The 11,882-nt window shown below is 53.0% G+C and carries 11 protein-coding genes; 5 read left to right on the plus strand and 6 right to left on the minus strand.

All coding sequences use genetic code 11. The features are described 5' to 3' along the window. The first annotated feature begins 7 nt into the window (after positions 1-7). On the plus strand, positions 8-1,246 hold the full coding sequence (locus AC4G46_RS05000) for an MFS transporter (RefSeq protein WP_491126955.1): 1,239 nt from the start codon (positions 8-10) through the stop codon (positions 1,244-1,246). A gap of 103 nt (positions 1,247-1,349) precedes the next feature. On the opposite strand, the gene AC4G46_RS05005 is transcribed toward AC4G46_RS05000, so the two are convergent. Both AC4G46_RS05005 and AC4G46_RS05010 read right to left on the minus strand, forming a co-directional pair. Beyond that, positions 1,350-1,952 (minus strand): hypothetical protein, encoded by a 603-nt coding sequence (locus AC4G46_RS05005; RefSeq protein ID WP_491126956.1) that lies wholly within the window; start codon positions 1,950-1,952, stop codon positions 1,350-1,352. Between the two features lie 20 nt (positions 1,953-1,972). After that, on the minus strand, positions 1,973-2,152 hold the full coding sequence (locus AC4G46_RS05010; RefSeq protein ID WP_491126957.1) for a hypothetical protein: 180 nt from the start codon (positions 2,150-2,152) through the stop codon (positions 1,973-1,975). Between the two features lie 246 nt (positions 2,153-2,398). Here AC4G46_RS05010 and AC4G46_RS05015 point away from each other — a divergent pair, with 246 nt between their 5' ends. Both AC4G46_RS05015 and AC4G46_RS05020 read left to right on the plus strand, forming a co-directional pair. Continuing rightward, on the plus strand, positions 2,399-4,297 hold the full coding sequence (locus AC4G46_RS05015; RefSeq protein ID WP_491126958.1) for an ATP-binding protein: 1,899 nt from the start codon (positions 2,399-2,401) through the stop codon (positions 4,295-4,297). A gap of 111 nt (positions 4,298-4,408) precedes the next feature. Continuing rightward, positions 4,409-6,322: an ATP-binding protein gene (locus AC4G46_RS05020; protein ID WP_491126959.1), complete on the plus strand. Its 1,914-nt coding sequence runs from the start codon at positions 4,409-4,411 to the stop codon at positions 6,320-6,322. 21 nt (positions 6,323-6,343) lie between these two features. Here the strand turns inward: AC4G46_RS05020 and AC4G46_RS05025 are convergent, their stop codons facing one another. Both AC4G46_RS05025 and AC4G46_RS05030 read right to left on the minus strand, forming a co-directional pair. Beyond that, positions 6,344-6,586, minus strand: coding sequence for an NHLP leader peptide family RiPP precursor (locus AC4G46_RS05025; RefSeq protein ID WP_221802318.1), 243 nt, complete (start codon positions 6,584-6,586; stop codon positions 6,344-6,346). Positions 6,587-6,654: 68 nt separating this feature from the next. After that, the gene (locus tag AC4G46_RS05030; RefSeq protein WP_491126960.1) at positions 6,655-7,632 is read right to left on the minus strand and encodes a hypothetical protein; all 978 of its coding nucleotides are present in this window, start codon (positions 7,630-7,632) and stop codon (positions 6,655-6,657) included. 116 nt (positions 7,633-7,748) lie between these two features. Here AC4G46_RS05030 and AC4G46_RS05035 point away from each other — a divergent pair, with 116 nt between their 5' ends. Continuing rightward, on the plus strand, positions 7,749-8,072 hold the full coding sequence (locus AC4G46_RS05035) for a hypothetical protein (RefSeq protein ID WP_491126961.1): 324 nt from the start codon (positions 7,749-7,751) through the stop codon (positions 8,070-8,072). Positions 8,073-8,084: 12 nt separating this feature from the next. Here AC4G46_RS05035 and AC4G46_RS05040 read toward each other — a convergent pair whose 3' ends face one another. Next, a complete protein-coding gene (locus AC4G46_RS05040; protein ID WP_491126962.1) occupies positions 8,085-10,025 on the minus strand; it encodes a beta-N-acetylhexosaminidase in 1,941 nt (646 codons plus the stop codon). An 82-nt stretch (positions 10,026-10,107) separates the two neighbouring features. On the opposite strand from AC4G46_RS05040, the gene AC4G46_RS05045 reads away from it, so the two are divergent. Next, positions 10,108-10,965: a helix-turn-helix transcriptional regulator gene (locus tag AC4G46_RS05045; protein WP_491126963.1), complete on the plus strand. Its 858-nt coding sequence runs from the start codon at positions 10,108-10,110 to the stop codon at positions 10,963-10,965. Between the two features lie 389 nt (positions 10,966-11,354). Here AC4G46_RS05045 and AC4G46_RS05050 read toward each other — a convergent pair whose 3' ends face one another. Then, positions 11,355-11,801: a hypothetical protein gene (locus AC4G46_RS05050; protein WP_491126964.1), complete on the minus strand. Its 447-nt coding sequence runs from the start codon at positions 11,799-11,801 to the stop codon at positions 11,355-11,357. Positions 11,802-11,882: the final 81 nt, after the last annotated feature.

An 11,882-nucleotide genomic window follows, 5' to 3' on the forward strand; every position in this document is an offset into this window, starting at 1 on the left:
GGTTGTCTTGGCATTTTCATGGAAAAGGAATCTGATCGTGCTCTGGATAGGGGTGTTTTTCTGCAGCACCGCCTACTCGATTTCGATTCCGTTCCTCTCCATTTTTCTTAGTGACCAGCTCGGAGTTACCAGTCATTTGGAAATCTGGTCAGGGGTGAGCTTCGGGATTACCTTTCTCGCGAGCGCGCTGATCTCACCTTACTGGGGGTCTCTGGCTGACAAATACGGGCGCAAGCCGATGCTTATCCGCTCGGGCTTCAGTCTGGCTGCACTTTATCTGATTAATTTCTTTGTTCATGACCCGTATGTGTTTCTGATTGTGCGTGTGCTTCAGGGGCTGCTGGCCGGGTTTGTTCCAGCCGCAATTGCGATGGTAGCAACCAATACACCGGAGGAAAAGACGGGTTATGCGCTCAGCATTATGTCCACGGCGGGAGCGACAGGCAGCATTATCGGCCCGCTGATCGGCGGGGTGGTGAGCTATTATTCGAGCAACCGTGATGCGTTTCTGTTCTCGGCGGCCATTGTGCTCGTGTCAGCACTGATCGCCACCTTTTTTGCCAGGGAGGAGAACTTTAACCGTTCCGCGGCGAGATCGCGTGTCAGCGATGACATCCGGGAGGCAGTCAAAAATAAAGCGTTCATTACGCTGCTGTCACTTGTGGGAATCAGCACCTTCTCCGTTATGATTCTGGAGCCGCTGCTGCCGATTTATTTGCTGGATATGGGGATTTCGAGGAACACGGCATCGCTTAGCTCGGGGATTGTTTTCTCTGCTGTCGGCATAGCAACGGTAATAATGGCTCCGCAGTGGGGGCGGATCGGCAGCCGTAAGGGCTTCGGGTTTATTTTGTTCATCGGCCTGATCGGCGGCGGGATCGGCAACATTCTGCAATATTTCGTGTCCGGATATGTGGAGTTTGCCATTCTGCGGTTTGCCTACGGCCTGTTCTATGCGGGAGTGCTTCCTTCAGTCAATGCAATGATTGTCCAGACGATTGAACCGGGCTTCCGCGGCCGCGCGTTCGGCCTGAATCAGGCAGCCTCGCAGCTTGCTACCATGGCCGGGCCGATCATCGGCGGGCTGCTGGGCGCGTTCATCCCGATCCGCTGGGTATTCGTTATTAACGGGATGATACTGCTTGCAGCAGCGCTGCTGGTCAAGCTGCGGAACCTGGAGGACAAGGTTAGTGAAGCGCGTGCCCACGGTGAAGCAGCAGATGCGCAGGCAAGCGGCAATATCTAAAAAGAATATAACAAAAGGCCAAAAGCACCGGGAACTCGTTTCCGGATTTGCTTCTGGCCCTTTGCACATTATTGCTTAAACGTCTTCAGCTAAAGCTCCTTGACTAATCCTCTTCGCCTGTAGAGCCATTCAGCAGATCGGTTCCGGGCATAACATCAACCGGAGGGGCGGCCGGGTCAACCGCCGTGCCTGGCTGCAGCTCATCGGCATCCGGAACATCCTCCAGCGGCTGCTCCTCCTCATAGCTTTCCTCGTCATCGGCATAATCAATAACACTGCCGGTTAAACCGGCTGCTCCGGCGGCGAAAAGCGAGTCGGATTCCAGCAGCTCGTCCCGCTGCGGGGCAGGGGAAGCAAAGATACTGCTATCCCGGTCGGCTCTGCGGCCAAGCGCCGGCTGTGGCTCGTTTACACCGATATCGGCGGCGAGGATGGAGTCACCCTCAAGCGCCGGATCAGCCCCATCATCCGCTATGCCGTCAACATAATCAACTGGTCTTTCATGAGCTGGCTCATGGCTGGCCAGTGACGACTCCAGCGGCTGGCGCTCCACATCCAGAGTAACACCGCTTACACCCTGCTCTGTAATAGTGCCGAGAGGGCGACGATCCTCAAGCGGAATATCCTGTTCCGGTGGGGCGTCGCCCATTTTCTGATAGCGCTCATATGCAAAATCGGCTTCAGTCTTGTTGAACTCATTACCCATAGCCGTTCAGCTCCTTAGATTTAAGTCTGTCCCTCTTTGGGGACAGCATGATTAATGGCAGCTTCCTGCTCCTCATCCCGCAGTGCACCGGGATAAGAGCCTTCCTGAAACAAGCCGAAATCCTCATCTATATCCCGCTCGGTTATGAGCCCGTCGTCATCCCGTTCCGCGCTGGCATCAGATTTCTTTTTGTCAGTCATAGCCGGACCTCCTTACCCTGATCTATAGTAATTCTATACCCGATTAAACGGCTGCGAATCTGCGCCTCCCGGGCTTGGCAGGGCATTCTTAATATATTCATTCTTCAGATTGATTAACCGTGCCGATAATAAAAAACAGGGTTTTCGCTGAATTTTGCCGATAGAGGCAGGGAAAGTGCGAAGGTTGTCGAAAGTAAGAATCATACGAACTATTAAAATCCAACTTATGATTTATTGAGGTGTCTAATGAAGCTGTCATCACCAAAGAGAGTGGCCGCCATATTCATGCTTCTGCTCTTGACCGTTCTGGTGACTGCAGGGATTGCGATCGGGCGGAGCGGTGAACAGGATATTGTCCTGCCGGAATGGGAGCTGAAATGGGCGCAATCCGGGGATGAGACTGTTGCTGAAGCGGCAGCTGCTCCGCAGGAGGACTGGATGAAATGTTCTGCGGATACAGCCAGACCGCTGCCTCCTGCAGATGTTGACGCAGCCTGGCTGCGCATTGAAATACCGCCAATGCAGACAGATTCAGCGCTGCTTATTGATAAAGTATACGGAACAACGCTTAAGGCGTATAGCAATCACACGCTCATCTACGATTCGAGGCAGAACGTTAATTTTAGCGGCAGTAAAGTGCTGATTCCGTTAACGGCAAGACAGGCTGACGGACCGCTGTATCTGTGGAGCAGCGGAGGGGACAGGGGCTTCGGGGTAGGGGGGCAGATCAGGGCGGGAGACCATAATGGTCTCATGTCCCTTTATGTCAAAAACGACCTGGTGGATGTGATCCTGGGGACCTCGCTCATTTTTATGGCTGCTGTCCTGCTGGTATGTTTATTTTTTATAAGGGTGCAGACATTGTCCGGCGGGTACTACCTGGTGCTGGTGATTCTTGCATTCGGCGTGCTGTTTATTACGTACTCCCCGTTCCTGTCTCTGGTTCTGGGCAGCAGCAAGCGGCTGGTCGAGGCCAGCTTTGATACGGCACTATTTATCCTGCTGCCGGCCTTTACCTTATATTTCGAACGGATTTTCGGACCCGGCAAAGGCCGGCATCTTGTCCGCTTCCGCAACATACAGCTGGGGTACTCATGTTTTTGCTTTGTGTTTCTGCTGGTGAATGTCCTGCTGTCCTTCCGGCTGGACAAGCTGTATGTAATCATGACGGTGAATGTGCTAGGGGTGCTGATGATTGTTCAGCTGGTATATCTGCTTGGGCTGGCCGTGGTATATGCTTACAGAGGCAACAAGGATGCCGCTATTTTCTCCACCGGTTTCACCATCTTCGCAGTCATTTCGATGAGCGAGCTGGTTTTGTACTTTACCTCAACAAACCCGTTCCATCTGTTTTGGTGGAAATGGGGCGTGGTGGCGTTTATTCTCTCGCTGATCATCATTCTCGGCCGGGGCTTCGCCAGAAATTACGAGCAGGCGCTTGCGTATTCCCGTGAACTGGAGCAGTTCAACAATGCCGCACAGCGCTCGGAAAAAATGGAGATCATCAGCGAGCTCGCTGCCTCTGTAGCACATGAGGTGCGCAATCCGCTGCAGGTGACGCGCGGGTTCCTGCAAATTCTGGGTGAACGTTCCGGCCGTAAAGAGAAGGAATATCTCGATATGGCGGTGCAGGAGCTGGACCGTGCCTCTCTGATCATTACAGACTTCCTCACCTTTGCCAAGCCCGGACTGGAGGAAGTGGATGTATTCGAGCTGTCCGGGGAGCTGCGGCATGTTGCCGGAATCCTGGTGCCGCTGGCTAATCTGCAGGGCGGTACCATTGAACTGAAGCTGCAGGAAGGGCTTTACGTGCTGGGCAGTCCCGCCAAGTTTAAGCAGGCTTTCATCAACCTGATCAAGAACAGTGTGGAATCGCTGCACGAAGAGGGACTGATTACGGTGTCAGCCTGGAAATCGGGCCAGCATATTATCATCAGTGTGAAGGATAACGGGGAGGGCATGAAGCTCAGCGAGCTGTCCCGCCTGGGAGAGCCGTATTATTCCAACAAAACCAAGGGAACAGGCCTGGGGCTGATGGTCACCTTCCGGATCGTCGAAGCGATGAACGGCACCATTCAATTCTATAGTAAAAAAGGCCAGGGAACCGAGGTTGTCGTAAAATTACCAGCGGATTACAGCAGATAGAAAAGATTTGATAAAAAATGGGTATTTTAAAGGGATAAGGGCATTGCTGGGCGAAATACTAGCTGTGATCTGTCCCGCATTTATACCAATACGTTCTCTTGGGGTGCTTGCATGCGCTTGATCGGTAAAAGTGTACATATAACAGCGATGCTGCTGCTGATGATGATGTTCGTGTCATTGTCGGCCTCCGGGGAAGGGCATTATGCTGTAAATAAAATAACAGAATGGCAGATGCAGTGGGGCAAGAGCCCGGGCGACACAGGCCTTGGAGTCCCGGACGGGGATCAGGGGGCCTGGTTCGACAGCGGAACGGCTAATCCTGCAGGCGATCTTCCGGACGGGCTATCCTCCGCGTGGACCCGCATCGAGCTTCCGGCCTTTCACTATGTATCGCCTGCCGTTTACATCGAAAAGCTCTATGCCTTGCATATCAAGGTATTTGTAGAGGACCGGCTTGTGCTGGAGGGGGACCGCAGCTACATCAAGGATAACTATTCCCTGCTTGTACCGCTAACGGGCGAGGATAACGGTAAAACCATGTATATATGGACTTCGACGCTCCAGGACCGGATCGGAATCAAGGATTCAATCGTGATAGGCGAGCACAGCGAGCTGATCCGCAATTTTGTCAAAAACGGGCTCATTGATGTCATTCTCGGCGGGTCTTTTATTTTTGTGGCGCTGGTCCTGTTTATGTGCGGTTTCTTTCTGGACAGGGAGCACTTTTCGATTGCCGTGTCTTTATCCATTGTCATTGCGGCCACGGGTATACTGGCGATTACCTATTCGCCCTTTATTTATACGTTTTACAGTCAATACGGAGCGTTAAGTATCATCTTTCTGGATCTGGGGCTGCTGTCACTGCTCCCGGCGCTTACGTATTTGTTTGAGAAAATATTCGGCAGCGGCCGCTTCGCCATCATCCGGCGGTTTCGCATTTTTCAGACGGCCTACTCCGCATTCTGCATTCTGTGCCTGATCATTAATACACTGACAGACAACCGCTTTGTGGAGTTCTATTATTTTGTCTCTACTACGGTAATCGGTTTTATTATGATCGCCCAGTTTGTCCTGCTCATTGCCTGTGTAATCTTCTTTTCACTAAAAAAGAACAAGGACGCGATTACATTTGCCATAGGCTTCGGTACAGCAGCCTTAACCGGGGTAGCCGAGCTGGTCTGGTATTATATCAACAACGGTGACTACGATCTGTTCTACTGGAAATGGGCGCTGGTCGTGTTCATTCTTTCACTGATTATCATTCTGGGCCGCAGGCTGGCTCTGAACCACCGGCAGGTGGTCAAATATTCAAGGGAGCTGGAGCTGTTCAATAACGAGCTGCAGCGTTCCGAAAAAATGGAAATCATCAGTGAGCTTGCTGCCTCAGTAGCTCATGAGGTACGTAATCCGCTGCAGGTGACAAGAGGATTTCTGCAGCTTCTCAGTGAGAAGGCAAGCGGCAGCGAGGAACAGTATTTATCCATGGCACTTAGTGAGCTGGACCGTGCAGCTAATATCATTACGGATTTTCTGACCTTTGCCAAACCGGAATTCGAGCAGATTTCCATTCTGAATGTCAGGGAGGAGTTCAAGCATATCGAGAGCATTATGCTGCCGCTGTGCCATCTGAACGGGGGTAAAATGCTCATGCAGGCCGGTGAGGGCTTGTGGGTCAAAGGCAACTCCTCGAAGTTCAAGCAGGCTTTTATCAACATTATCAAGAACAGCATTGAATCGCTTGGAGATGAAGGCAGCATACAGATGATCGCTTACGGTGTCGGTGATTATGTGTATATTCATATTCAGGATGACGGTGAGGGGATGGACCCTGAAGTGCTGAGCCGGCTCGGTGAACCGTATTTCTCCAATAAAACCAAGGGGACTGGCCTGGGGCTGATGGTGACCTTCCGGATCATTGAAGCGATGGCGGGCGAAATCCGCTTCGAAAGCCAAAAAGGAGCCGGAACCGAATCCGTTACGACTTTGCCATTGGCAAAGCCTCCGGAAGGTTCAGGCTCCCTGTGAAGTCAGAGGCGTGATGTATGCTTACCAGGAACCGAGGGTGGTGACATCCGTTTTCATAACACCGGAGGACGGATTTGGAGGAATAACCAGATAGAACTCATTGGAGCCTTCCTCGACCGTTTTGAGTGTAATATGATCAGGCAGATTGATACCTAGTGCTTCTCTGAGAGCTTCCTTCGGATCGGCAAGCAGCTTCGCTTTGAAACCTGGATCTTCCCATGCTTTCTGAATCACTTGATTCTTAAAAATCGCCTCTGACACAATAATCACCCTTCCCCGAAATGGTAATATTACCCCGTAAGCATACCATAGCATTTTATTTGAATCTATGACTATTTTTGGTTGTTATCTGAATGAATAGAACGCAGATCTTCTTTCATATGCCTGGAAAGCCAGTACTGTAAGCCGCCTTGCTGCAGCAGCATCTTTTCCGCTTCAATCGCTGCGGCAATCTGCCGGAGGTTGTCCGCCAGCATCTGATGGAATGCGGTGAGTCCGGGAATGCGGAAAGCGCCCGAGATCAGCCGTTCATGGTTGGCTGCTGCCGCTGCCGCATACTCCATTAGTCCGCCGGACGTATAGATAAATGCCCTTACTTCGTCCGGAGTAAGAACAGCTCTGTCAGCCTGCGGGTGCAGCCGGTGGCGGACCAGGGACAGCAGGCAGTTATAGCTGGCTTCAGCCAGATCCTCTTCCCAGTCCTCATAATCGTCGAGCATCTGCAGGGTGATCAGCACTTCCTGCAATGCTTGTTCTGCAGCGGAAATAGAGGAGTCCACGCCGGCGAGCAGCAGGGCGGCTATGGCAGACAGCTTTAATGGCGCTGCTTTGCCGGCAATCCGGCTCCGGTCGTTAAAGTAATAATCCCCGCCGATTTCTCCGCTGACGCTGTCTGACCACTCGAAGAGATAACGTTTGAAATGCGTCCAGAAGGAGGATTCTGCAGGGAAGAGCGGGCGGTAAAGATCCAGAAACTCCGCATACAGCAGATTCGCAAGCGGCAGCAGTTCTGCTGCAGAGCTGCGGCGGTTGTCCATCAGATCATCCTGCAGGAAGAAGTAGAGCATCAGAAGAACATTGCCTGAGGACATGATATGCGCCTCTCTTGCCCCGAGTCCGCATTCACTGCGGAGCCAGAACGGGAGGAGATAGCAGATATAGTTCTTTTTGCTGCGGGCCTCAAAGACATCGAACTGTTCAAGATAGGCCAGCCCGCGGGAGTCAAGCGGCTCGGGGAATCCGGAAATGATCGCTTTGCATTCCTCAAATACCGTCCGGAGCTCCTGCTCATAATCGTTAAGCCAATCCATAGGCTTGTCCCCTGTCACTATAAGGTTTGTACGTAAATCTTTAGCTGTAGGTTAATCTGATTGTATGCTGCAATAACGTCTTTTTCAATTAGAACTTGAGAGGGGGAATGAAGCTGATGGAATGGTACACATTCGGGCAAATGCTGATGCAGATCCGCCTCGGGCAGAGGGCAGCCACACCTGACGGACGTACCGTAATCCGCACTTCCGGCGGCCTGGTCTGGCAGGAGGGCAGGCTTGCCGGTGCTGTGGTTGAAATCAGGGATTACCTGTTCTCCGACATCTGGACGATAACCCAGGATGAAGAAAGCCTGCGGGAGGCCGGGGACCGGGAGACGCATGAACGCAGGGAGCGTGAAATGCTGGTGAACCAGTATGAGGAAGCGCGGCAGTTGTTTCTTGAGAGAAGGAAAGACCCGGCAGAAGAAGCCGGGCCTTAATGCGTTTTACTTTTATTCAGACGGTGCTGCCGGACGCTCCGGAAGGGTATGCAGCAGGGCGTCATATTCACCTCTAAGACGCAGCAGCCGGCTCACACTCTGCTCCAGTCCGCCGGGGCGGTTGCGACGGATCCATAGCCTGCGGTAATCATGAAGCAGCAGGTCAAGATCCTTGATCAGGCTGTGGATAAACGCCGGATCAAGGGCACCCGGCTCTCCGTCCAGCTGCAGCTTGATCCGGGCCAGCTGCACGGCATGCTTCAGGAAATGGATGCCGTTCGCCAGCTCCTGCAAGACAAGCCCGGCATCACTGCAGCCGGGAGACAGCTCCTCCAGGCGGTTCTCAATGCCAAGGATATAAGCCTCAAGCTGGTCAAGCTGGACCGGGCTGAGCTTCCGGGCGATGCCCATGTTATCCAGCCGGCTGCGCAGCAGCATCGACAGCTCGGAATCATTGGGCCTCAGGGCGCCGGACTCCAGCTTGTAGTAATTTCCAAGGTCAAGCAGCAGTTGTCCGGTCTTAGCCGAGCGGTCCCGGAAAACGGAGCGGTTCAGGTATCCGGCCACATCGGCCTCCAGGTTGTTCCGGACATTCCAGGCCAGCGCGGCCCCGTATACGTATCCGGCATAGCTGACCGGCAGATGCTGCCAATGGCCGAAATCGCCCCAGTCGGTAATGAGATAGCCGATTGCCCCGTTTTCCTTGCCATGAACAGCTGCACTGCGCAGATTGGCCAGCATATTGTCCGTGCGGCCGGTTACGGAATTCCAGGAGCTTGTTCCCGGGCAGACATAGAACGGAATCTGCGCCTCGCGGAAATTCAGGGTATCGGCTTCGAACGGATGCTCCGCACTGTAGCCCCATTCCATGGCAATGATATCCTTAGGCAGCTGCGGAATCAGCTCGGGATGCTGGATAATGATATCGCCCCAGAACTGCATTTTTTTACCCCGGGCAGTGACAAGCTTATGAATTTCAAGCAGGAAGGACAGGTATAGCCGGCCTTTGCCCGCTGAATTGGCCGGTGCTTTGCTTTTGCCAAGTCCCAGTTCATAGGTTTCATCGCAGCCGACATTGAACTGGGCTGAAGTGAAGTAGGGCAGGAGATCATCGTACATTGTTTCAAGCAGCTCCAGGACTCCGGGGTTTCCTGTGTCGAAGGTTCCCGGCTGCATGAACAGGCCGTCCGGATACAAGTCGTGGTCGTACATATTATCAGGCAGCATGAAGCCTTCCGGAATTTCTGCCAGATGATTGAATTCCGGGCGGGTCAGCCAGTGTTCCATATGGCCGAAGCTGTTCTGGTTCGGTACAAGCTCAATATACCGCTCGCGGCAGTAGGCATCCAGCAGCAGAATTTCGTCACCGGTAACAGGTGTCTCCAGCTCCCAGACCTGCGGAAAGGATTCGTAGGCGAAGGGAGAACCTTCTATATATAACTGCAGCTGATTGAGTTTAAGGTCAGCCATCAGATCAATAATCTTATACAGGGTTTCCAGCTTGGGGATTTTGTTCCGGCTGATATCAAGCATCAGGCCGCGGGCGGCAAAGTCCGGCTGATCACGGATGAACAGGCAGGGTACTTCCCTGCCGCACTGCTCCAGAATCTGCTGAAGTGTTGCAACGGCGTAGTAAGCGCCCTCCGGTGTGCTGTACGTTACGGTAATGCCGTCTGCTGCTATTGTGATCTCGTAACTCTGCGCAGGGAGCAGGGGATTGCAGCAGAAGCTGGCAGCGGGCCGGACAGATGAGCGGTTGCCGACCGACAGGGGCAGGCTAAGCTGAAGAATTCGGCCGATTGCCTCTTGAAGCCTGCGGGCAGCGGGCAGGATGTCCCGGTTTTCTGCTGCAGGGAGAATAATGCGGCTTTTTAGCGGAATGCGGAATAGCCCTTCAGACATTGTAAGGGTCTGCGGAACGGGCAAAAGCTGCAGATTACAGATTTCAGGCATAGCTTAAACACCTCTTGTTCCTGTAGAATATGTTCACCTGCATTAACGATACCATTCGGCAATTAAGGGAGGAATAGAGGGGATGCCCAAGATCATGGATTATATGATCAGCCCGTATCCTGTCAGAATCATTGACCCCAAGCTGGATGCTTCCATGCTCCGGCTGACAGGCATCCGGATCGGGCAGGCCGGACATCTGCCGGGAAGAACGCTTTTCCGCAGCGGGGTAGTGTTCGGGCATTGGGCGCTGGTCTATATTGCCGCGGGCTCCGGCAGTATATCCGAGAGCGGGGGGGCGGCGCAGCAGGTACGCGCAGGAAGCCTGTTCTTCTTCCGGCCGGGCTGCAGGTACAGCTTTGGTCCGCCCCCCGGCGGGAGCTGGGATGAATATTACATCAACTTTATCGGAAGCCGGGCGGATGAGTGGCTGGAAGCGGGACTCATAGCAGGCGGAAGTGTCTTTCAGGCCGGCAGTCCGGAGGAGCTGGTCCCTTTCTTTGAGGAGGTTTTGAGTCTGATGGACGGGGGCGTTCCGGCCGATGCCGACCGGGCAGCTCTGCGGCTGGAGTCCACGCTGCTGGAATGCGCCTGCCTGTTCCCTGATCATCCGCGGTTCCGCCGGCAGGGGACACTGACGGAAATACGCGGCGATCTGGAAGCCTGCATTTATGAGCAGCCAAATCTGCCGGGGATTGCTGCGAAGCACCATATCTCCATGTCCACCCTGCGTCGGCTGGTCCGCAGCAGCAGCGGCTATCCGCTGCATGAATATATACACCGGATGAAAATGGCGGAAGCAAAGCATCTGCTGCTTAATACATCGCTGCAGGTCAAGGAAATTTCCGGCATGCTGCATTACAGTGACCCGTTTTATTTTTCAAGGCTGTTCAAGAAATATATGGGGCTCTCTCCGCAGCTCTGCCGCAGCAATGTTCAATAGCAGAATTTTGTCGGATTATGCGGATTTATGTTGACACTCATAAAAACGGGATGCTATTATTTTAGATAATATTAGCCCTTTTTTAGTGCTTTTTGACTATGCGTTTTCCGGAGATGAAACCATGAGAGAGTTTTATTGCATTGCTTGCCGTAGTCTCCATAAGGTTGATGTGCGTAATAATCATACTATCCGAGTCCTTTCCACCGGCTATCATATCGTTGGGGAGCAGCGCTATCAGATTTGTATTTGTAATAATAAACAGCCGCAGCCGTCTTAGACCCGGAGTCCTGTCAAGCCGAGCCGCCCTGAATGCCCGTAACCAATAATGCTTCTGTAAACAGCCTGTCCGCTTTGCGGACAGGCTGTTTTGCGTGCCGCAGCCCCTTCTGTTAGGCGGAATACGGCCGGTTAAGCGAAATCAAGGGCAAAAATGCCCTTGAATCCGGCTCACGTGGAGGAAAGAGGGAAATCAAGGGCAAAAATGCCCTTGATTCCGGCTCACGCGCCGGAACGGGCAAAATCAAGGGCAAAAATGCCCTTGATTCCGGCCCCCGCGCCGGAACGAGCGAAATCAAGGGCAAAAATGCCCTTGATTCCGGCCCACGCGCCGGAAAGAACAAAATCAAGGGCAAAAATGCCCTTGAATCCGGCTCACGTGGAGGAATGAAGGAAATCAAGGGCAAAAATGCCCTTGAATCCGGCCCCCGCGCCGGAATGAGCAAAATAAAGGGCAAAAATGCCCTTGATTCCGGCCCACGCGGCGGAATGAGCGAAATCAAAGGCAAAAATGCCCTTGATTCCGGCTCCCGCGCCGGAACGAGCGAAATCAAAGGCAAAAATGCCCTTGATTCCGGATCCCTAAGATTACCAGTACCAGGTATAAGGAGGAGGAATAAAAATATAATAAAATCATGAAA

This window comes from Paenibacillus sp. fava2 (assembly GCF_058313675.1).